This is a genomic window from Streptomyces sp. NPDC037242, assembly GCF_055604165.1.
Genome location: NZ_JBVJUY010000037.1, coordinates 26,999 through 46,405, shown reverse-complemented (window position 1 = coordinate 46,405; position 19,407 = coordinate 26,999). Strand labels below are relative to the sequence as shown.

The 19,407-nt window shown below is 69.1% G+C and carries 21 protein-coding genes and 3 pseudogenes; 10 read left to right on the top strand and 14 right to left on the bottom strand.

Annotated features, from left to right (window positions below):
• Window positions 1–83: 83 nt before the first annotated feature.
• Entirely contained in the window at window positions 84–218 is a 135-nt protein-coding gene (locus tag ACZ7GJ_RS32500; RefSeq protein WP_470756735.1) for a hypothetical protein, read from the bottom strand.
• Between the two features lie 103 nt (window positions 219–321).
• Complete coding sequence (locus tag ACZ7GJ_RS32495) at window positions 322–1,056, bottom strand: 5'-3' exonuclease (protein ID WP_470756733.1); 735 nt, start codon at window positions 1,054–1,056, stop codon at window positions 322–324.
• Between the two features lie 229 nt (window positions 1,057–1,285).
• Between ACZ7GJ_RS32495 and ACZ7GJ_RS32490 the strand changes: the two genes are divergently transcribed.
• The gene (locus ACZ7GJ_RS32490) at window positions 1,286–1,792 is read left to right on the top strand and encodes a DinB family protein (RefSeq protein ID WP_401453595.1); all 507 of its coding nucleotides are present in this window, start codon (window positions 1,286–1,288) and stop codon (window positions 1,790–1,792) included.
• Window positions 1,793–1,813: 21 nt separating this feature from the next.
• Here ACZ7GJ_RS32490 and ACZ7GJ_RS32485 read toward each other — a convergent pair whose 3' ends face one another.
• The 4 genes and pseudogenes from ACZ7GJ_RS32485 to ACZ7GJ_RS32470 form a co-directional block, all read right to left on the bottom strand.
• Window positions 1,814–2,689 carry an IS5 family transposase gene (locus tag ACZ7GJ_RS32485; RefSeq protein ID WP_470756731.1) on the bottom strand — a complete coding sequence of 292 codons (876 nt, stop codon included), beginning with the start codon at window positions 2,687–2,689 and terminating at the stop codon, window positions 1,814–1,816.
• A gap of 45 nt (window positions 2,690–2,734) precedes the next feature.
• On the bottom strand, window positions 2,735–3,136 hold the full coding sequence (locus tag ACZ7GJ_RS32480) for a hypothetical protein (protein ID WP_470756729.1): 402 nt from the start codon (window positions 3,134–3,136) through the stop codon (window positions 2,735–2,737).
• 116 nt (window positions 3,137–3,252) lie between these two features.
• Window positions 3,253–3,608, bottom strand: a pseudogene (locus ACZ7GJ_RS32475) (transposase); the annotation flags it as partial.
• Between the two features lie 84 nt (window positions 3,609–3,692).
• Window positions 3,693–3,782, bottom strand: a pseudogene (locus ACZ7GJ_RS32470) (hypothetical protein); the annotation flags it as partial.
• Window positions 3,783–5,207: 1,425 nt separating this feature from the next.
• Here ACZ7GJ_RS32470 and ACZ7GJ_RS32465 point away from each other — a divergent pair.
• From ACZ7GJ_RS32465 to ACZ7GJ_RS32445, 5 genes are all read left to right on the top strand, one after another.
• Window positions 5,208–5,357: a hypothetical protein gene (locus ACZ7GJ_RS32465; protein ID WP_470756727.1), complete on the top strand. Its 150-nt coding sequence runs from the start codon at window positions 5,208–5,210 to the stop codon at window positions 5,355–5,357.
• Between the two features lie 917 nt (window positions 5,358–6,274).
• Window positions 6,275–6,661, top strand: coding sequence for a DUF6415 family natural product biosynthesis protein (locus ACZ7GJ_RS32460; RefSeq protein ID WP_470756725.1), 387 nt, complete (start codon window positions 6,275–6,277; stop codon window positions 6,659–6,661).
• Between the two features lie 452 nt (window positions 6,662–7,113).
• Window positions 7,114–7,557, top strand: a complete 444-nt coding sequence (locus ACZ7GJ_RS32455; RefSeq protein WP_470756723.1) for a pyridoxamine 5'-phosphate oxidase family protein — start codon at window positions 7,114–7,116, stop codon at window positions 7,555–7,557.
• A 416-nt stretch (window positions 7,558–7,973) separates the two neighbouring features.
• Window positions 7,974–8,111 (top strand): hypothetical protein, encoded by a 138-nt coding sequence (locus tag ACZ7GJ_RS32450; protein ID WP_470756721.1) that lies wholly within the window; start codon window positions 7,974–7,976, stop codon window positions 8,109–8,111.
• 9 nt (window positions 8,112–8,120) lie between these two features.
• Entirely contained in the window at window positions 8,121–8,768 is a 648-nt protein-coding gene (locus tag ACZ7GJ_RS32445; RefSeq protein WP_470756719.1) for a YwqG family protein, read from the top strand.
• Between the two features lie 142 nt (window positions 8,769–8,910).
• Here the strand turns inward: ACZ7GJ_RS32445 and ACZ7GJ_RS32440 are convergent, their stop codons facing one another.
• Window positions 8,911–9,162 (bottom strand): hypothetical protein, encoded by a 252-nt coding sequence (locus ACZ7GJ_RS32440; RefSeq protein WP_470756717.1) that lies wholly within the window; start codon window positions 9,160–9,162, stop codon window positions 8,911–8,913.
• Between the two features lie 335 nt (window positions 9,163–9,497).
• Here ACZ7GJ_RS32440 and ACZ7GJ_RS32435 point away from each other — a divergent pair, with 335 nt between their 5' ends.
• On the top strand, window positions 9,498–9,833 hold the full coding sequence (locus ACZ7GJ_RS32435; RefSeq protein ID WP_470756715.1) for a hypothetical protein: 336 nt from the start codon (window positions 9,498–9,500) through the stop codon (window positions 9,831–9,833).
• A 248-nt stretch (window positions 9,834–10,081) separates the two neighbouring features.
• Window positions 10,082–10,405, top strand: coding sequence for a hypothetical protein (locus tag ACZ7GJ_RS32430; protein ID WP_470756713.1), 324 nt, complete (start codon window positions 10,082–10,084; stop codon window positions 10,403–10,405).
• 187 nt (window positions 10,406–10,592) lie between these two features.
• Here ACZ7GJ_RS32430 and ACZ7GJ_RS32425 read toward each other — a convergent pair whose 3' ends face one another.
• From ACZ7GJ_RS32425 to ACZ7GJ_RS32415, 3 genes are all read right to left on the bottom strand, one after another.
• On the bottom strand, window positions 10,593–11,657 hold the full coding sequence (locus tag ACZ7GJ_RS32425; RefSeq protein WP_470756711.1) for a terpene synthase family protein: 1,065 nt from the start codon (window positions 11,655–11,657) through the stop codon (window positions 10,593–10,595).
• 23 nt (window positions 11,658–11,680) lie between these two features.
• Window positions 11,681–12,607, bottom strand: a complete 927-nt coding sequence (locus ACZ7GJ_RS32420; protein WP_470756709.1) for a polyprenyl synthetase family protein — start codon at window positions 12,605–12,607, stop codon at window positions 11,681–11,683.
• A 309-nt stretch (window positions 12,608–12,916) separates the two neighbouring features.
• Window positions 12,917–14,278, bottom strand: a complete 1,362-nt coding sequence (locus ACZ7GJ_RS32415; RefSeq protein WP_470756802.1) for a cytochrome P450 — start codon at window positions 14,276–14,278, stop codon at window positions 12,917–12,919.
• 402 nt (window positions 14,279–14,680) lie between these two features.
• Here ACZ7GJ_RS32415 and ACZ7GJ_RS32410 point away from each other — a divergent pair, with 402 nt between their 5' ends.
• Both ACZ7GJ_RS32410 and ACZ7GJ_RS32405 read left to right on the top strand, forming a co-directional pair.
• Complete coding sequence (locus ACZ7GJ_RS32410; RefSeq protein WP_470756707.1) at window positions 14,681–15,010, top strand: hypothetical protein; 330 nt, start codon at window positions 14,681–14,683, stop codon at window positions 15,008–15,010.
• A 313-nt stretch (window positions 15,011–15,323) separates the two neighbouring features.
• The gene (locus ACZ7GJ_RS32405) at window positions 15,324–15,563 is read left to right on the top strand and encodes a hypothetical protein (protein ID WP_470756705.1); all 240 of its coding nucleotides are present in this window, start codon (window positions 15,324–15,326) and stop codon (window positions 15,561–15,563) included.
• 259 nt (window positions 15,564–15,822) lie between these two features.
• Here ACZ7GJ_RS32405 and ACZ7GJ_RS32400 read toward each other — a convergent pair whose 3' ends face one another.
• The 4 genes and pseudogenes from ACZ7GJ_RS32400 to aroB form a co-directional block, all read right to left on the bottom strand.
• Window positions 15,823–16,023: a cold-shock protein gene (locus ACZ7GJ_RS32400; RefSeq protein WP_470756800.1), complete on the bottom strand. Its 201-nt coding sequence runs from the start codon at window positions 16,021–16,023 to the stop codon at window positions 15,823–15,825.
• A 537-nt stretch (window positions 16,024–16,560) separates the two neighbouring features.
• Window positions 16,561–16,917 (bottom strand): annotated as a pseudogene (locus ACZ7GJ_RS32395) (EF-hand domain-containing protein); the annotation flags it as partial.
• 302 nt (window positions 16,918–17,219) lie between these two features.
• Complete coding sequence (locus tag ACZ7GJ_RS32390; protein WP_470756703.1) at window positions 17,220–18,128, bottom strand: ROK family protein; 909 nt, start codon at window positions 18,126–18,128, stop codon at window positions 17,220–17,222.
• A gap of 37 nt (window positions 18,129–18,165) precedes the next feature.
• The gene (aroB, locus tag ACZ7GJ_RS32385; protein WP_470756701.1) at window positions 18,166–19,350 is read right to left on the bottom strand and encodes a 3-dehydroquinate synthase; all 1,185 of its coding nucleotides are present in this window, start codon (window positions 19,348–19,350) and stop codon (window positions 18,166–18,168) included.
• Between the last annotated feature and the right edge of the window lie 57 nt (window positions 19,351–19,407).

The following is a 19,407-nucleotide window of genomic DNA, read 5'->3' as shown; positions in this document are numbered from 1 at the left end:
CTGATGTCACGGGGCATTGGGCCACACGGGAATCGGGCCGTTCAGACCGCTGCGGTGGCCTGGTCAGCTGCCAAGATGCGCTCTCAGTCGGTTCTCCACATGTGCTCCAGTGTTTGTGCGGTCCGGGCGCTGTCGTGGGCACGGGCGGTGATCTGGCCGCGGAGTTCGACAATGGCCTGCGGGTCGTGGAGGACCCATATCGCAACCTTGGCCGTCACCACAGGTCCAGCGCTTCCAGGACGTGCGCAGCCGTGGGCAGCGGCGCAGTGGGGGTGGCGGCGAGGAGGCCGTCGGGGAGGTCGGTCTTGGTGTCGAGCTTGATCATCTCGCGCCGGCACAGGACCTGCTGCCACTGCGCCGTCCAGGCCGGGCGCAGTTCGTCGGCGGGGATGTACTCCAGCCGGCGGCCGGCGGCCGGCGGCCGTCGGCCAAGAGCCGGGCGGCGGTCTTGGCGCCGATGCCTCGAACGCCGCCGATGTTGTCGGCGGGGTCGCCCATCAGGGCGCGGAAGTCCGGCCACTGCTCGGCGAGGACGCCGTAGCGGGGGAGGATGTGCTCGCCTGCGGTGTAGCGGCGCTCCATGGCGAAGCCGGTGTTCAGCAGGCGCACGCTGGGGTCGGCCAGCAGCTGGAGGTAGTCCTTGTCGGTGGTCATGATGTCGACCGCGCGGCCTTCGGCGCGGGCGCTCGTGGGCAGGGTGGCGATGACGTCGTCCGCCTCGCAGCCGTCCTGCTCGATCCACCGGACGCCCGTGTGGTCGAGGGCGCGCTTGACCAGGGCGAGGGACTCGATCAGGCCGGGTTCGGGTGCGGGCCGCTGGGCCTTGTAGTCGCTGTCCTGTCCGGCGCGGGCCTGCGAGCCGTTCTCGGAGTCGAAGACCACGAAGATCTCGAACCCGTCGGCGTGCTGTACCTGTGCCTTGCGTAGGAGCGCGGTGAAGCCGAAGACGCCGGTGCGGTCGGAGGTCTTGTCGCGGCTCGTGATGCGGGCGGCGAACCCGTACCAGGCGCGGTGGAGGAGGTAGTGGCCGTCGACGAGCAGCAGGGATGCGGTCATGGCGTGGCCTCTAGGGGGTGGTGCGTGCTGGTGGGTGCCTGTGACCGCGGCGTATGGGCATCCGTTGCCGGATGACCATGGAGTCTAGGGCCTGTCCGGCGGATCTTGCCGGGCGGCCCACCGGCTGACTGGCTGTGGCGACCCACCGGACAAGGGGCTGGGTGGGGCAGTTCGGGCCCGTCGTTAAATGCCTCGACATCGGTCGCGGTGATCGGGGACGCTTCGCGCGATGACAAGAATCGACGACACGCCGCCCGCGTGGGACGAGCGCACCCAGCTCACCACGTTTCTCGACTACGCACGTGACACCGCCCGCGCCAAGTGCGATGGCGTCTCGGCGGAGAACGCCCGCAAGGCGCTCCTGCCGGGCTCACCGCTGATGACCATGAGCGGAGTGATCAACCACCTCCGCTGGGTCGAGTACTACTGGTTCCAGGTGGTCTTCCTCGGCGAGGAAGACCGGGGCCCCTGGACCGAGGAGGACCCCGACCGAGAGATGCGCATCGCCGTCGACTTCCCGCTCACGCAGTTGCTCGACGAATACGCCGAACAGAGCGCCCGCTACCGCGAACTGGTCGCCGGGAACGGCCTGGACAAGCAGGCCCAGCGAGCCGTCCGCGACGGTCTCCATGTCGACCTGCGCTGGATCCTCCTCCACCTCACCGAGGAGACGGCTCGCCACAACGGCCACCTGGACATCCTGCGCGAGATGCTCGACGGCACGACCGGCGACTAGGGCCTGTTGCGAAAGTGCTGGTCACAGCCACTCGTTGAGGACTGCGACCAGCACGGTCGCCTCGTAGCGGACGGCGAGCTTGTCGTATCTCGTGGCGACCGCGCGGTGACGTTTGAGTCGATTGATTCCGCATTCAACCGCGTGACGCTCGCGGTAGTCGGTCTTGTGGAACTTCGGCGGCCGTCCACCTGCGGAGCCGAGCCTCTGTCGGTTTCGGACCCGGTCCGCAGGGACCGGGATCGTCGCCTTGATTCCACGTCTCCGCAGGTAGGTACGGTTCTTGCGGGAGTCGTACGCCTTGTCGGCCCGCACTCTGTCCGGACGCTTGCGCGGCCGTCCCAGGCCGAGCCGGGGCACTCGGATCGCCTCCAGGACCGTCTCGAATTGAGTGGAAACACCTCGCTGACCGGCTGTGATCACGATAGCCAGGGGCTTTTGCCCCTGCTCGACAGCGAGATGGATCTTGCTGGTCAGCCCGCCCCGGGAGCGACCGAGCCCGTGGCCGGCCGGCTCGACGAACACCCCGCCGGGCGATTCCTTCTGGAGGTCCCCCTTTTTCACCGCCCCGGCGGCGTGCTGGTGGGCCCGGCAGACAGTGGAGTCGACGTTCACGTTCCAGCTGATCAAGCCTTTCGCATCTGCCTCCGCCTGGAGCTGAGTCACGATCCGGGCCCACGTCCCGTCCCGCTGCCAGCGCCGGAACAGGTCATAGGCCCGGTCCCACGGCCCGTACCGTTCCGGAACGTCGCGCCACGGGGCACCGGTCCGGGCCCGCCACCGTATGCCGTCTATCAACTGCCGCCGAGTCCATACCGGCGGACGGCCCGACTTGATGCCCTGCGGCAGCAACGGCTCAAGCCGGGCCCACTGGCCGTTTGTCAGATCGCCACGTCCCACGAAACGTGATCATTCACGACCAAGATCCACTTTCGCAATAGACCCTTAGCCGGTGTTCCGGGGGGAATGCAGCCGGCTGAAGCCCGCCTGCAGGGTGTGGAGGGTGACGGTGCCTCCGCCGAGCATCTCGGCCTTCTGGCGGAGCTGGTCCACGACCACCGGGCTCGGCTGGCCGTACACGTCGATGGATCTCATGCGGATGAGTGCACCGAATTCGCGGAACTTCGGTCCGCCGAGCTCCATGTGGAACTCCATCGATGCCGAATCAGGATGGACGGCTACCACGGTCATCGTGGACTGGGAGTCATCGATGTAGAAGTGGTAGGCGATCAGCTGAGGCTCGCGCGCCTCGATGAACGTGGCCAGGTCGCGCATCCCGTTCTTGACCTCCGCGATTTTGCCCTCGCGGATGTCCGAGCGGTCAACGTAGTAAATGGGTTCCGCCATGGCACCGGACCCTATCGCCGGACGCCCGTCCGGCCCGCTCGGCGCGCGGTCCCCCTGCTCGCCCCCCGCAATGCACCGGCTCCCACTTTCGCAACACGCCCTAGATCCGGTGGAGATCACGGGCGCAGCCAGAGTCGGATCGAGGCGACGGTGACGGTGCCGTGGAAGACATAGCCGCGCTTGTCGAACCTCGTGGCCACGGCCCGGGAGTTCTTCAACGCGTTGATCGTTCGCTCGACTTCATTCCTTCGCTTGTAGATCGTCTTGTCGAAGCCTGCGGGTCGGCCGCCCTTGCTGCCCCTTCGTTGGTGGTTGGCCCGCTGGTTCTTCGGTTCGGGGATGGTGTGCTTGATCTGGCGTCGTCGCAGGTAGCGGCGGTTGCGGCGGGAGGAGTACGCCTTGTCGCCGCCGAGATGGTCGGGCCGCGTGCGCGGTGTCCGCCGCCGAGGCGGGCGACACGGATGCGTTCGACATCAACTACGACGAAGACACCGCCATCCCCACCGAAGTGGGCGATGTTCCGCTGGATCCAGGTGAGCGCGGCGATGGCGTCATGCAGGAAGAGGTTGCTGGCCTCGGCGAGCCGCCCGCCATACTGCGAGAGTGAGTGAGTGCCCAGGGCGCCGAGCCGGTAGTTGATCGACACGCCCACCACGCGCCCCGTCGCAGCGAGGCCAGCGGCGTTCGAGGTGATCTGCGTGTTCGCGCCTTACTCGAATCCGCCGCCGTGGATGTACACGGCCACCGGCAGCGCCTCCCTGGCCGGCTCCTCGGAGCCCACACGTTCAGGTTCAGGCAGTCCTCGCCCATCCCGCTGTCCGCTTCGAGCCAGTCACCGCTGTCGGGCTGGACGGAGACGACGCCCTTGCGGTCATAGGGGAGGTCCGGATCAAAAACCGCGACCGCGGGGCGACGGTACCGCTCGGTGGTGGCATACGGGATCCCCCACCAGGACCGTACCCCTGGTGCAGTCGGAGCCTTGGGTGTGGTGGCGGCCGTGACATGCCCTTCCGGCGCGGTTCGGGTGATGTGGGAGGGTGCGTCGGCGGCTGATTGGTCGCCGTAGCGCCCTCCCATCCTTCCCCGGGATCTGACAAATCGCCCGGCGGAGAGCGGTCACCCGATGGTCGACAGGTGACATTTTGGCGCTGCTCCTCTTCGTCATCCATGGCCCCCGGGCTGCTGGTGGTCGATCTCCCAGTCCCGGGCCGTCGAAGCGGTGGCCGTGCTGGTTACGCAGAGGGGCTGGCGGGAGGCCCGGCACCAGTAGAACGACCGCTCCCGCTCCCTCACACCCCCGCCCCAGACCCGGCCGGTCCTCGGGCACCAGCTGTGTTCCGTGGCGTGAGCAGGCCTGGTGGGCGGAGTGTGCCGTCGATCGTGGGGGAGGGCAGCAGGCCGGCGGCGGACGCTTCTGAGCGGAGGCTGTTGATCATGTCCGCTGAAACGATCCGCCAGCCGCGGCGTCAGGGGGCATTGTGCCGCACGGGAGTCAGGCCGTTCAGACCCGCTGCGCAGCCGAGGAAGACGAGGGGCGGAGGCGGTCTGCGGCGCTTCCGGTGTCGGGAGCGGAACCGGTGTTCCGGCTCGTTGACAGACCTGGACGCACTTCACACCCCGGCCCGGGGTGTGAAGTGTGCGTGTGCATCCCGCGGCCTCGGCACCGCTGTTCTGGCCTTTGCCGTCCTTGTGGGTAAAGCAGGCTCGACGAGCCGGGCTTGGTCAGCCGCGGTGGAACAGGTCCGGGTCGGGGGAGCGGTGTGCGCAGATCCGCGTTCTCGCGGATTCTCCCGGAGTTGGAACCTCCCGGCCCTCCTGGAGCCACTGCCGCTCAACGGCGTCATAGATCGGTGAATCCCAGGCCCATCCGCCACCCGCGCCCGGATCGGTGGAACACCTCGGCGCCGAAACGGTTCTCTGCTCCATGGCCTGCCCAACGACTAGCGGCCGGAGCCGTCGCGGGCCGTGACCCATCCGTCACCGCTCATGCCCTGTGGCAGGGCGGGCTTTTCGGGGCCTGCACCCTTGGCATGGATAAGCGCGCAGGCCGATGCGTTGCCCAGGCGATGCCGTGAAGGGAAAGCGGGTCGAGGTCGACTACGCCTCGATCGGCTACTCCGCCGGAGAGGAGTTCGACGCCTGCTGGAACCGAGAGAGGTTCTCCAGTGACTTGGTGCTGGTGAGGTCATCACGGGCCGAGACGTGGTCGTGGAAGGCGTGAAGGTCGGCGGCCGCGGCATTGGTTATCCCTGTGCACGGCGCCTACGGGGATCGTGGTGCCGGTGCGGCGATCGGCCCATGGCAACCCTCGCTTCGGCATGGACTTGATCGCCGTGCAGTGGAGCCGGCTCCCGTCGGGGTACGTTCGGCGTACGGGGGTGCGGCCCTGGCCATCAGGGCTGCGACGGGGGCCGCACCCCGACATCCGGCACCGTTCGTGACGACGTGGGGGTCGCCGGTCTCGTCGCGAAGGACGGCGGTACTGATCCCGCCGCGCTGCGACACGACACACCCCCCTGAATCCCCGCTGGGCGGTGTGCTCGCTCCGGACATCCGGGCAGACCTTCACCAGGGTCGTGGCTGGGTCTGCCCGCTACCGCTCACGGGCAGATCCGAGCCCTCCGCTCGGTGTGATGCGGGGCCCGCACCCGGCACGCTCGGAGTGCTGGGTGCGGGTGTGCATCCCCCGTCCCTGGGTCAACGAGCGGGTGACAGGACGGTTGGTGTTCAAGGGATCCGGACGTGTGTGCAGAACCGTTTCTGTTCCGGATCGTTGAGGGGGGGGCGACCCCCCTGCGGAGTGCACGCATGGGCGTCGTCCCCCGGCGCCCCGTATTCCTGGGGGGTTTACGACATCAGGGCCCTCGGTGACGGGACCGCCTCCGTATGCCGTTGTGCCCGGCAGCCCACCCCTCCCCGGACTGCCGGGCGCCCAACATTCCGCCGGAGCAGCCCCCGTCGCACCGCACGTGCTGGCATGTGCCGGATTGGGGCCCGGGTGCATCCGGTGAGCTGTCATGATCCGAATTGCGTAAATACACCCGGTGCGCGATTCCCCGATGGGGTGGGTGAGGGCGGCCGGGCTCGGGTGATCCGCGCGATGCGAGGGGAGGGACCGAAGCGGCCGGTGCGGGGTTTGTGGAGGATCCGGACGGCGAGCTCGGCCGTGGGCTGCCGCTCGACCGGGAAGTTCATTTACAGCGGGTGGCGCAGGTGCTCGCCTGGTCCACGTCGGCTGCCCCGCCGTTGGAGGAGATCGACGTGGCCGCGCTCGAGCTGACGGGCCAGGCGTGGGTGATCCTGGAGGAACTCGAGGCCCGTGTCGCCGCTCTGCCGGCTGGGTCCGAACTCGGCGGACTGCTGGCATGCAGCCTGGCCGAAGCGGCCCGACCCCTCTCGGTAACGTCCTCGGGCCTGGGCGCCCTCGCCCACGCACAGAGCAGGGCGCGCCTCGTTGAGGGGCTGCACCGTTCCCTGAACCGCCTGGAACAGCGCCCGGGGCCGCACCTGCCCGCGTACTCCTGAAGCTGCTGGAATCGCCTCGACCGTCGGGGCCGGTGCCTCTATGAGCCTGGCTGCGCACCGGTCGCTTGTTGGACCTTGTGCTGGTCGGGTGGCGAGGCTGTCGTCGCTCCGTCGGGGATGAACGCGCCCGGCGCAGCGGTCGCCGCCAACGCCTCACAGGGAGATTTCTTCGAAGCGGGGGTACGGGGCTGACGGGCTGGACAGGCCGCCTGAACCAACAATCGTCTGCAACGAAACTATCTGCTACGGTCTTCCTTGTTGCAGCAACTGGCAGGAGGCGCCACGCGTTTGCCGCATCCGACGCCGTGCCATCGCGCGCTTCGCCCACAGCCCCGAGCGGCAGAAGGCCCCTGGAGCCCACTGCCGATGAGCCGGCTCCCGCCAACGCTGCGGTTGTCTGAACCGCCCTCCCACCCGCCTCACCCCACCCCCGACCAGAAAGGCTGATCGCCATGCACGAGCACACCGCCACCGAGGTCACCACCACCGGCACCACCCAGAACGACGGCCCGGCACCCCGAGTGCTCACCGACCAGGAGCTCTCCCAGCTGCTGAGTCAGCAGCAGTTCGGCGTACTCGCGAGCGTCAGGAGCACTGGCCACCCGCACCTGTCCACCGTTCTCTACGACTGGAACGCTGAGGAACGCGTACTGCGGGTCTCCTCCACCGCCGACCGCCTCAAGGTCCGCCAGTTGCGCAGTGACCCGCACGCCTCACTGCACGTCAGCGGTCCGGACATCTGGTCGTTCGCCGTCGCGGAGGGCGAGGCGGAAATAGCGGACCCGGCGGACGGGGCGGCCGCCGGAGAGCAGCCACTGCCTGATCGGCGTGTGACCATCCTGCTCCGGGTATCCCGCCTGTACGGGACTGCCCTGGATATCCCCGCCCAGAGCTGAGGCACCCGCGCCGTGCCGGAGTAGAAGATGAGCTGGTCTCCTGCCGCGGTGCAGCTGCTACGTCACCTTGGAGCACGCATTGTTCTCGACGAAACGGTTGGTGAAGCATCCGAACACCGACCCCGTCCTGGCGGTCGAGCCAATCGCCTCACCTGCCGGTACCGCGTACGTGTCGGTCGAGGGCCTCGGCTCGGAGCTGGTCTGGGACTCTTTTGTCCGGGGGGCGTGACGTTCACTGCCTCCCATGCCGTCCGGCAAGTCGGCGTACGGAAGAAGGCCCGGCCCCTCGCTACGGCGGCTCCGTGCAGGGGGTTCCCGCCCACCCCGTAGCGGCACGTGGAGGTGTGGCTTCTCTGCACCAAGCAAGGGAGGCTGGAGTCTCGATGGCGGATGCTGGACCAGGAGTGAGGGAGGGCATGGCCCGCCTGTCCCCGCTGAAGACCGCGCGCATCAACTTCCTCGGCCGTTACCTGTTCAACATCGCCGCCAGCGGGCCCGCCGCCCAGGGCCTGCGGCGGCCTTATCCCCTCGGGCCTGTCACAGGCGGCCAGTAGCCTCTCGCCATGCAGACAGCGCTGATGATCTACGACGGCTCCGCACCGGCCGATTCCGACGTCCTGCGTACCGGGGGCGTGCCGCTGGCACCTGCCGGATTCGCCTGGCCCTTGTGCGGTTGCGGGGGACCGCTTCAGTTCTTCGCCCATCTCCCCGTCGAGGACGGTGTCCTGTCGGTGTTCCTGTGCCAAAACGACCCCGGGGCGTGTGAGTTCTGGGACGCGAGCTCCAGCGCGAACAGGGTCCATCTGTTTCCCCGGGAGGAACTGCGGCCGGTAGCCGTACCCGAGGCGGGACTGACGCTGCTGCCCGCCACCTCGGCCATCCGCACCCACGTCGTGACGATCGACCGCGAAGATGGCTGCGACGAGGAAGGGATCGAGCCTGACGCCTACGACCTTGCCCGCTCGGGATGGAAGCGGGAACCCGAAGAACGATTCGGGAAGCAGCGCGAAGTGCTTGGGTCACTCGGAGGCAGCCCCTCCTACCTTGAGGACGACCGCCTGCCTGGGTGTCCCTCCTGCACCGGCACCATGGAGTTCGCGGCACACCTGGAGGAGGGGATAACCCCGGAGGCCGCGATGAACCTCGGCGGTCAGTTGGGCTACGTCTTCGTCTGCCGCCCTTGTCGCGAGGGAGCCTTCCTCACAGGCTGAGGGCCACCTGCGAGGGGTACTGACCGTGGCGCTGTCGCCGGTTTCGGAGCCATGGTGCAGTTAATACGCCACCGGGCGCAGGGGCCGGTCTGGCTCGGTGCCCAGGTGGCGACCTGCGGGCGGGGCGTGGTGGTCTGCTCGTTCATGCTGCTGCCTCCCCTTCTGCCCGGGCGGAGGTGTGGGTGGCGCGCCGCAGCTCGACGCTGCCGGTCCGCCAGGCGGCGGAGGCCGCCCAGTGGGGGTGGGTGCACAGGGTTCCGGAGAGGGCGTTCAGCCGGCGCCGCAGCGCGGTCGTACCGGCCCCTGAGGGGGCCTGCGCGAGCTCGGCGTACGTCTGCTGCCACGCCCTTTGGAGCGTGATCAGGTCCTCGGGGAAGCGGAACGGTGGTCTCACGCCCCCAGTGAAACGCGTGTTCGATTGCCTCCGCGAACGCCACGCTCCGGCCATCTGCCGGAGGTGCGACTGAGTGTGATGGTTGGCTCTTGGGCACGCCGGTTGGTCCCCGAATGTGAAGGTCGTTCATGGACACGACGGCGGATTGCTGCACCTCGCGCCCCCGCCCGGTAGCTGGATGGCTCGCCGAAAGTCATCTCGCGGAGGGGGCGGATGGGGTCGGCGTCGTGGGCAGTCCGCTCGGTCGTGTGCGGGTGCCTGTTGTGTGCAAGCGGCCAATCCGGGGGACCATGATCACGAAACTGGTGACAGTCGGTAGTCGCCTGTTATGTTGCGTGCGCATCGACCGCCACGTCTGGGGCTGGGGCAACAACCAGTACGGGCAGCTCCTGGAGGCCGACGAGGCGTTCGACCCCAACGTCTCGCGCACCAATCGCACCGCGCCCGTCGAGATCGACCGCCTGGAGGGCGTCCAGCACCTGGCCGCCGGCGCGCGCCACGTCGTCGCCCTCACTGCCGACGACGTCTACACGTGGGGCCACAACAGCGAGGGCCAGCTCGGCAACGGCACCACCATCGCCCGCTACGAATCGGTGAAGATCCTCAACGAAGGCTCCCCGATCAAGGCCATCGCCGCCTCACTGGGCGGCAACACGACATACGCGTACTGACCCACCCCGCCTGAACCAGATCCGCCAACACCCCGCAGGCCCGCCCGCTGAGCGCCGTACTTGGCCACTGAGAGTCACAGATGGCCACAACTGCGCCTCACTTTGGGAGGCGGCCCCGCCACGCCCTATTGGTCTTAGCCTGGCGGCGGGATCGCGCCCTTTCGCTCTCTGTGTCGTAGCGCTTCTCTTGCGGTGGAAGCCCAGCCAAGGATCCAGGTGACGACCGAGTACGTGCAAAGGATGTACCTGTGACAAGCAACGAAACAGACTCCGTCGGCATCGAGACCGAAGGCGTACAGCAGATTCCCGCGGTGATCCGGGTGACGCAGCCGGTTGGAACGGTCGGCGCGAGGGACCGGCTTCTGGAGGCCATCGGCCGGGAGGCCGAGCTCGTCGCGGAGAAATTCCCCGGACAGGCATCCGTGGCGCTGGAGCAGCTGGCCCGCGCTTTCGCCCTGGTGTCCGCCGGCACCCCCGCCGTCACCGATGTCACCAAGGGCGCTCGGTCCTTGGACTTCTCGAACGAGGTAGCGATCAACGGCGCGGCATCACTTGAGGTCATGTACCTCTGAGCTGTTGGTTCATGCGCGACTCTGCCCTGAGCGTGCTACTTGGCCACCGTGGCCAAGTAGCACGCTCAGTCACAGCAGAGCTGGTTCACGCGGGCAGGCCGATGGCTGGGCCAGGTTTCTGTTTGACCGCACGGATCGCTGCCGGGCGCCCCCATGTCAGTCGACCGGGCGCGCTGTCGCTTCTGCTTCATTCGGTGAGGCGGTTCCAGCGTGCGATGTCTTTCGGAAGGGTCAGTGGGTGGTGCCGGTCGGTGGCGGTGTCGGACAGTCGGGGTTCGTTGGTGGGGGAGGTGTTGCTGGTGTAGCGGGGGGAGGTGGCGGTCCACATGGTGACGCCGGCGATGAGGTGGCCGAGGGCTTCGAGGTAGGTGCGCAGTTGGGGGCTGGCGCCCGGGTGGAGGGTGTCGCGGAGTTTGAGGAAGGTGTCCAGGGTGCGGTTGCGCAGGGCGTTGGCTGTGTCAACGGCTTCTTGGAGGGTGAGGTGGGGGTCTTCGTTTTGCAGGACGCGGATGAGGCTGCAGTCGTATTCGCCGCGTTCGGTCTCTTTGTGGCGGGAGAGGAGTTCGTTGTCGAGCAGGGCGATGGTTACGGCGGTCTGGGTGGCGGCGATTGCGGCGGGCGAGTCGATCTCGTGGGCGGGGATGTCGACGCCGGTGGCGATTTCGACCATGGCGGCCACGGCGGCGCCGGCGCCGGAGGCGTAGCGGAAGGCGAGGTACTCGTCGAGGGAAGGCAGGGTGGCGGTCCGCTGGAGGGAGGCTTCGTGGACCAGGCCCAGTGCGTAGCTGCGGAATCCGTCGATGGCGCGGCGCAGGGCTGAGGGTGGGGCGATGGTGTGCAGGTCTTGGGCGATGTCGGCCCAGGCTCGGACCCAGAGGTCGTCGTCGGGTGTGAGGGCGTCTGGTGTCTCCATGACCTGGACGAGGCGGGTGACGCGGCGGATGGTCTGGTGGAGGCTGTCCTCGGAGGTGCCGGCGCGGTCGCCTTCGTCGTCCAGGGCGAAGCCCCAGGCCATGTAGCGGGCCAGGGTACGGGCGCTGAGGCCGGTGGCGGAGGGGATGGTGGCGGCGGTGCCGTAGGCGCCGACGGTGCCGAGCAGGGCGGCGTGTTCGGCGTCGGGGCACACCCCGGTCTGCTGAAGCCAGTGGCCGATCTCCTCGGCCATGGCCTGGGTGTCGGCGTTGGCGAGGGGGGTGATCGGGGCCCAGAAGGTCGGCAGCTCGAATGCGGCGGCGGGGGCGGAGGCGATCATGGGGTGCTCCTGGGGTACGGGTTTCAATGGGTCCGGTCGGCGGCGAGGCGGGCCAGAGTGGTGAGGTCGGCTTCGGCCACCTGCTCGGGGTCGGCTGCGCGCAGGTTTTCCAACGCCTGAGCGAGGTGGTGGCGGCTCTGGCCGACGGCCCAGTCGCGTCCGCCGGCGGCCTCGACGAGGTGGGCGGCCCGCTCGAGTTCACCAGGGCCCAGCGGGCGGGAAGTGGCGTACAGGGCGGCGAGTTCGCGGGCGGGTTCGTTGTCCGCGGACAGTGCGGCCGCCACCGGCAGGCTCTTCTTGCGGGCCTGCAGGTCGGCCAGGCGTGGCTTGCCCGTCACCGCCGGATCGCCCCAGATACCGAGGATGTCGTCCGCGAGCTGGAAGCACTGTCCCAGGTGCGCGCCGAACTCCCGCAGATGGGCGGTGCGCCGCGGGTCGGCTCCGCCCGCCAGGGCTCCCAGGGCGCAGGAGACAGCGATCAGAGAGCCGGTCTTCGCCGCGGCCATCGCGGCGGTCTCGCTCAGGCTGACCGGATCGGGGCGCTGTTCGAGGGCGGTGTCGGCGTACTCGCCGTCGATCAGCTCCTGTACGGCCGCCGTCAGCCACTGCAGGCCGCTGCCGGACAGTGGCGTGGGCGCCTGTGCCAGGGTCTGCACGGCGAGGAAGAACAAGGCGTCGCCGGCCAGGATGGCCGCCGGTGTGCCGAACAGGGCCTGGATGGTGGGACGGTGGCGCCGCAGCTGGTCGTTGTCGATGACGTCGTCGTGCAGCAGGGAGGCGTTGTGGACCAGTTCGGCCGCGACCGCAGCGGGCAGGGCCTGGGTGGCCTGGCCGCCGACTGCCTGGCACGCCAGGAGGGCCAGTGCCGGGCGCAGGCCCTTGCCCAGCCTGGTGGCGGGGCGCCCCTGGGCGTCGGTCCAGCCGAGGTGGTAGTCCGTCAGACGACGCATCGCTGGCGCCAGCTGCCCGGTGGCCTGGCGCAGAGCTGGATCGACAGTGCGCGAGGCATCGGCCAGGATCTCGCCTGCGGATCGGGCCCGGGGCACGGTTAATCGTTGTGATGCCATCCTGGCTCCTCGTGTGTGCGGTCGTGGTGGATGGTGACGGCGCGCGTGCAGAGCGGGGCGGCTGGCGCGGTGCGCGGCGGACTGGATCCAGACGTAGTTCGCCACGCGGTTGGGCGCGCTGTGGCCGCCGCAAGGGGATGAACCGAGGCGGGAGAGCGAGGTGCGACGTGGGTCTGTTTTACGGCCGGCCGGTCACCGGCCGCCGTCGTCGCCGGGAGACGGTCGCGGGTGGGCGATGACGATGACGCGGTCGGGCGTCAGCGCGGCCTTGGCAAGCGGCCGGGGTTCGGGGCCCGGCCCGGGAGTCAGGCGCCACCGGGTAGTGACCGCCACGAGGGCGATCAATGCCTCGGTGAGGCTGAAGACGTCACCGATGCACTTGCGTGCGCCGCCACCGAACGGGAACAGGCCGCGCTGCCCGGCGTTGTTGCTGCGCGGGGAACACCAGCGGTCGGGGTCGAACCGCTCGGGATCGGGGAACAGCCGCGCGTCATGGTGGAGCATGTAGGGGCTGAACACCACAGCACTGCCCGCGGGGATGCGCCACTGGCCCAGGCTGGCGTCGGCGGTCGTGGACCGGGTGAGCAGCCAGGCCGGCGGGTACAGGCGCATCGCCTCGGTCACTACGCCGCGGGTGTACTCCAGGCGGGAGAGGTCCCTGACGGTGGGCACCTGCCCTCCGAGGACGTCGGCGATTTCGCAGTGCAGACGTTCCTGGACTTCGGGATGCCGGGCGAGCAGGTGCAGGGTCCAGGACATAGCGTTCGCGGTGGTCTCGATACCAGCCATCAGGAACGTGAAGATCTGTTCGTGGACTTCCCTGCTACTCAGTCTGTCCTCGCCCTCACGGGCTTCGAGCAGTGCCGACAGCATGTCCTCACCGTCGGGGCGGTCGCCCTGGACTCCTTCGTGCTCATCGATCACCTGGTCGATGACTGCGTGCAAGTCCGCCGCCGCCCGGTGGTATTTGCGGTTGGCGGAGGTGGGCAGTTTCTCCCACAGCCGTAGCGGTGCGGTCATCTGCCGGTAGACGCCCTCGATGACGATGGGAATGGCTTGCTGGATGGTCGCGATGGAAGCCCGGTCCAGATCGGAACCGAACAGCGTGCGTGCGGTGATCCGCGCGAACAATTCGATCATCTGCTTCACGATGTCGACCGGCTGTTCGGCTTGCCACGCCCCGGCCAAGGCGTCGGCCTCCTGAGTCATGACCTGCGTATATGCCTCCAGCCTGGCACGCGTGAAGGCCGGTTGTACCAGCGGACGCTGGCGCTGGTGTTCGGCCCACGCACTGGTCGCCAGCCCGTTCGCCACGATCTGACGGGCCTTGTCGAAGAGCATCCCGCCCTTGTCGAACACCGCCGGCTCCCGGAGCACCTGCTGCACCAACCCCGGCTCGCAGACCGCATACGCCCGCACCGGACCTAATCGGATCCGGACCAGGGCACCGGCTCCCGATAACGACTTCATGAACTCCAAGGGCCCGCGCCTCAAGTGCGGCAGGTGCCCGAGGAGAGGCCACGCCCCCGGCGCGTCCGCCACCCGACTCGACATCCGCTCCGCCACCGCCGGCACCGAACCCCCTCCGTTGACGCCCACGCCGCAACCCTAGGGCGCTCGGACGCTGCCAGTCAGGCAAACGATCACATCGCCACGACAGACAGCCCCCGCAGGGCACCGCCACCACCGTCCAGGGATCTCGCCGACCCCAGGTGACGTACCCCACCCCCGAGCAGCGAGACCGGGGCCGACGCGCCCGGTCTCGACATCTGCGATCTCAACGATGCAGAACCCCGCTGCATGGATCGGGACCGGGATTGGCACTACCGCGAGCGAACGACCGCACAGAAGCCAACTCCGATTGGTGGGGGTGTGGTGGTGTGGTGGTGTGGCGGTATGCGGTGTGGGGAAGATCCACAGCGGTCAACAGGGAGTTGGCCGGGGAGGGATATCGCAATGTCTGAAGAGCAGGCCACGCCCGAGGTAACCGACCTGGGGGCGATCCCTACGTCGGACATCACGGGCGCGATTCCGCAGACTCAGGTCACGCCTGAAGACGGTCTGCTGAGCGTGCGCTACACGGACGGCGCACCGGTTCTCGTCGTCAGTGGCGGGGATGCCATCCCGGCACAGCTCACGGTCGTGGACCAGTCCGGCCGGGTCGTCGCCTCGTACACGGGCGCCGTGGCGGCGCCTGCCGCCAGTCCCGTGGGGCGGAGCATTCCGACTTACGCACTCAGCAAAGACCCCGAGAACCTCAGCAAGCTCCTCATTACTGGGGGGTGAGCTCTGTGTAGCTCACGGACGGGCCTCCGCCCCGGTGCAGCGCGTCGCCGCGGTGCCAGGGGCGGAGTCATGTCCGGGGATACCCCAGCAGGTTTCTGGTGTTCGTCGGCCGGGCGTGGACAACAGCTGGTGAGGTGCAGGCGTGGGGCGCTGGCGGCGGCTCAGGCGGCTCCTCGGCCGGGAACGGCGGCGGCAGACAGACGAGCTGAAGGCGACCGTGAACGCGAAGGAGGCCGACCCCGTGAGGGCGGCGCCTCTTTCGTGTGCCGCACCATGCGGGTGACCTTCGCCCACTGGCCTCGTTGCACCCGGCATGAAGAAGATCATCACCATCGCCGCCGTCGCGCTTGTCGCGGCCGCCGTGTCTGTGCCCGCCCACGCCGACAACGACTCCAACTTCGGCGGCGGCGTCAAGGCCGCCAACAACTGGAACTTCACCGCAGCCGCCGTCTGTCTCCAGGAAGTCGCCGTCGTCCCCGTCCTCGGCGACTGGGTCGGCGACCACGCCAACAACTGCTCCAACGGCAACGTCATCGACCACAGCGGTCGATAGCCGCTCCCCCCTTGCGGTACCGACCGCACCACGCGGAGCCCCGCCGCCGGACTGCCGGCAGCGGGGCGCGCGGGCTGCGCCACCCCCTGTGGCATCACGCCCTGGACTGATCCCTGCAAGCACATGCTTGAGGAGGCCCTCCACACTGTGCTGGGGCGCGGTCAGTTCACCTGCCCGAGTCGCCCCGCCCACGATGTGGCCTCGACGACCAAGGGAGGCCGGGCCGCCGGGTGCGGGGCCTCCTGGCGTGGGGGATTCGTCAGACGACGCGGACGTTGTCGGCCTGGGGGCCCTTGGGTCCTGAGGTGACGTCGAACTCCACCTTTTGGTTCTCTTCCAGCGAGCGGTAGCCCCCCGACTGGATCGCGGAGAAGTGGACGAATACGTCCGGCCCTTCGTCCTGGGAGATGAAGCCGAAGCCCTTCTCGGCGTTGAACCACTTCACCGTGCCTGTTGCCATGCTGTTCTCCTTCAAAGATGCCGATGCCGCTGGTACTGGGCAGCACCGCCACTGACCAGCGCACATAGCGCAAGGTACGGGCCTGCCCACCAACCGCGATATGCGGAACTCGGCCACCGGAGGCCTCACTCCGGCCGGAATCGGCGCTCGAAGTCGGACCGGCGGCGCATGCCGCCACCGTGCCGCAAACCGGCCGCCCCGCTCGCCAAACGGCCCCGCCCGTCCCTCGGATGGATGAGATCGCGGGCACTGCCGGGCCGGGTCTGCCGGGCGGGAGCCGCCGGGCGCGGTGGACTGTGGAGGGAAGGGCCGAGGAGGGAGGCCCGGCCGGCTTGCTGGTCCCAGGTCAGGCCGTTCACGGTGAGGAGCGGGGCCGCGGGCGCACGGGGTGCCGGCCATGGCCGCCGCCGCGGGTAGGAGTCCCCGGGTTCGGGGGCGGTGATTCTTTCGGCCAGGGGTGGCCACCGGGGGAGGAGGCCGCGCTGCTCGCGGCAGGGGGTGCAGGCGTAGAGGAGGACGGGCGGGCCGCTGCATGGCCACGTACTCGTCGCGGCTCAGGACGCCGTCGGTGTTGGTGTCGGCGGCGTTCATGACCGCGTCGGCGATCGCCATGACCGCGCTCTCGAAGTGCTCGGGAGCGGTGACGCTGTCCGTCATGGCGGTGATGAACTCGGTCCGGGAGACCTGCCCGTCGCCGTCGGTGTCCGCGTGCCCCAGGAGCAGCTGCCACCACTGTCCGAACGCGGTATGGATCGCGGTCACGTTGGTGTGGTCCTCGTCCCGGGCGACCTGGGCGAACACCTTCGCCGTCGCCTGCAGGTCCCCTTCCGAGAGCTGTCCGTCCCGGTCCTGGTCTAACCAGTCGAAGAGAATGCTGAACTTTCGGCCCTGCACAACACCCGCTCATCACGCATGTCCTCAATCCGCAGGCCACCTGCGCTTGGGGCAGGCAGCGGTCCCCGGACGGTAGGGCCGCCGACGCCCCTGCCGAAGGAGTTCGGCACGCTGCCACCGTGCCGAGGGACGGATAAGACACACGAACGCATCGCCTACGACGGTGCAACACCCTGCCTCACCGATGCGCAGTACCGATCCTTCCCGAAGGACTGGCCACCCAGCCGCCGGAAGACGGCCGTGAAGCCTTCGCCCCGTGGTGCGGGGTGATCGCTCCGTCCGGTCAGCACGACTGGGCTCGATCACTCCCGTGGGGGAAGTCGCGGGCCCAGGGCGAGGAGGGCGATGCCGGTCGCGCCGGCCTCGTTGCCGAGCGCCGAGGTGATGACGGGAGGGATGCCCGGTCGGAGTCGGCCGGCGGTCAGGGACTCCCGCAGGGCCGTGCGGGCGGGAGCGAGCAGCGTCTCTCCGGCATCGGCGGCTCCGCCGCCCACGATGACGACGGCCGGGTCCAAGAGGTCGACGAGGGCGGCGGCACCTCGGCCCAGCGCCGTACCGACCGTGTGCAGGATCCCCAGGGCGGCGCTGTCACCGTCGCGTGCGGCACGGGTCACCGACTCGCCGTCGGGGAAGCCGGCGGCGCGTCCGTGGTGCGAGATGGCTGTTCCGCTGGCGCTCACTTCGGTGCAGCCGTGGCGGCCGCAGTAGCAGAGTGGACCTTTCGGGTCCACGGCCAGGTGGCCCACTTCGCAGGCGTACCCCTGGCTTCCTTTGAGGAGTTGCCCGCCGGTGATGACGCCGCACCCCCAGCCTGTTCCCGCCGTGATGACGAGGAGATCGTCGTGCCCCTGGCCGGCCCCGATGCGGTACTCGGCCCACGCCGCGGCGCGGGCGTCGTTGTCGACGTGTACCGGAAGCCTTCCGGCGTCCTCCATCAGGCGGCGGACGGGCATGTCGTCGCACCGGAAGCCGGGGGCGTGCCGCAGGGTTCCGGTGGCCGTCTCGACCAGGCCGGGCAGTGCCACGCCGACGGCGGCAGTGTGTGGTGTGCGCAAGCGGTCGGTGAGACCGGTCAGGTGCTCCAGGAGGGCGCGAGGTCCTGTGCGCGGGGTGGGTTCGCGCAGGCGCGCGGCCACGGTTCCGTCGGCCAGTAAGCGCACGGCGAGGGTCTTGGTGCCGCCGACATCGATGCCGATGGCGTCTTCCATCATGCGATCTCCTGAAGGAGAAGGGAGCGGAGGTGCCCGGTCAGGCGGCCGTGTCTGACCGGGGGAGACGCGCGTCCGGGGACCGGTCGAAGGCCTGGCGGATCTCTTCGTCGGTGACATCGTTGGTGATGGCCGAACTGCCGATGCCGACGGGCAGGACGAAGCGCAGTCGGCCGTCCCGGATCAGGCGGATCTGTTCGAGGGCGGCGATGACCGCACCGGGGTCGGTGGGCGCGGGCAGTTCCGCACGCTCGCACGGCAGTCCCGCCCGCCGCAGGACCTCCAGGAGACGCGTGTGCGCGGTGGCGGCCATCCAGCCGCGTGCGAGAGAGATCCTCGCGGCGCATGCCATGCCGAACGCGACGGCCTCTCCGTGCAGGACAGGACCGTAGCCGGTGACCGTCTCGACGGCGTGGCCGATGGTGTGCCCGAAGTTCAGCGGCCGTCGCAGGTCCTCCTCGTACGGGTCCCGGTCGATGAGCGCGCATTTGACAGTGGCGGCGCCGTGGACCAGGCGCCGCAGCGCCGTCGGCTCCAGCGCCAGGATCTGGGGAAGGTCTCGTTCTATCAGGCCGAAGAGGGCGGGGGAGGCGATGACGCCCTTCTTGACGGCTTCGGCGAGTCCGGCCCGTACGTGCCTCACGGGGAGCGTGGACAGCCACGGAATGGCGGCGACGACCCCGGTCGGCTGGTGGAAGGCCCCGATGAGGTTCTTGGCCCGCGGGTGGTCGACCGCGACCTTTCCGCCCAGGGCGGCGTCGACGGCTGCAAGGAGGGTGGTGGGCAGGTTCACGTAGGGCATGCCGCGCATGTAGGCGCTGGCGACCCAGCCGGCGGTGTCGATGACGACTCCGCCGCCGAAGGCGACGAGCACGTCGCGCCGTCGCATCCGGCTGTCCGCCAGCCAGTCCAGAAGCCGTTCGGCGGTGCGCAGGGTCTTGCTGCCCTCGCCGGGTTCGATGCTGGTCATCGTCGCGTCGACACCCTGCCGGCGGAGTTCGTTCAGTAGTTCCCCGCCGTGCAGGGCCGCGACGGTGTCGTCCGTGACCAGGGCGATGCGCTGGTCCGACACGAGGGTGCGCAGGTGCTTCACCGCCCCTTCCACGGTGTCCGCGAGCACCACCGGGTATTCCGCCCGGTGCACGGCGCGGGCGCGTACGGCGTCGTGGGGTGCCGGGAGTGCGATGGTGTCGTGGATCACATGGGTGCCGTGGGGCAGGCTCATGGTTCCCTTTCGTACGGCGTCGGGTACGTCGGGGTACCGACGCGGACAGGACTGGGG

Bases quoted from the DNA above. Each gene is read 5' to 3' on its own strand.
- ACZ7GJ_RS32495 (WP_470756733.1), bottom strand. From the start codon at position 1,056: ATGACCGCATCCCTGCTGCTCGTCGACGGCCACTACCTCCTCCACCGC.
- ACZ7GJ_RS32490 (WP_401453595.1), top strand. From the start codon at position 1,286: ATGACAAGAATCGACGACACGCCGCCCGCGTGGGACGAGCGCACCCAG.
- ACZ7GJ_RS32480 (WP_470756729.1), bottom strand. From the start codon at position 3,136: ATGGCGGAACCCATTTACTACGTTGACCGCTCGGACATCCGCGAGGGC.
- ACZ7GJ_RS32455 (WP_470756723.1), top strand. From the start codon at position 7,114: ATGCACGAGCACACCGCCACCGAGGTCACCACCACCGGCACCACCCAG.
- ACZ7GJ_RS32450 (WP_470756721.1), top strand. From the start codon at position 7,974: ATGGCCCGCCTGTCCCCGCTGAAGACCGCGCGCATCAACTTCCTCGGC.
- ACZ7GJ_RS32445 (WP_470756719.1), top strand. From the start codon at position 8,121: ATGCAGACAGCGCTGATGATCTACGACGGCTCCGCACCGGCCGATTCC.
- ACZ7GJ_RS32425 (WP_470756711.1), bottom strand. From the start codon at position 11,657: ATGATCGCCTCCGCCCCCGCCGCCGCATTCGAGCTGCCGACCTTCTGG.
- ACZ7GJ_RS32420 (WP_470756709.1), bottom strand. From the start codon at position 12,607: ATGCGTCGTCTGACGGACTACCACCTCGGCTGGACCGACGCCCAGGGG.
- ACZ7GJ_RS32415 (WP_470756802.1), bottom strand. From the start codon at position 14,278: ATGTCGAGTCGGGTGGCGGACGCGCCGGGGGCGTGGCCTCTCCTCGGG.
- ACZ7GJ_RS32410 (WP_470756707.1), top strand. From the start codon at position 14,681: ATGTCTGAAGAGCAGGCCACGCCCGAGGTAACCGACCTGGGGGCGATC.
- ACZ7GJ_RS32405 (WP_470756705.1), top strand. From the start codon at position 15,324: ATGAAGAAGATCATCACCATCGCCGCCGTCGCGCTTGTCGCGGCCGCC.
- ACZ7GJ_RS32400 (WP_470756800.1), bottom strand. From the start codon at position 16,023: ATGGCAACAGGCACGGTGAAGTGGTTCAACGCCGAGAAGGGCTTCGGC.
- ACZ7GJ_RS32390 (WP_470756703.1), bottom strand. From the start codon at position 18,128: ATGATGGAAGACGCCATCGGCATCGATGTCGGCGGCACCAAGACCCTC.
- aroB (WP_470756701.1), bottom strand. From the start codon at position 19,350: ATGAGCCTGCCCCACGGCACCCATGTGATCCACGACACCATCGCACTC.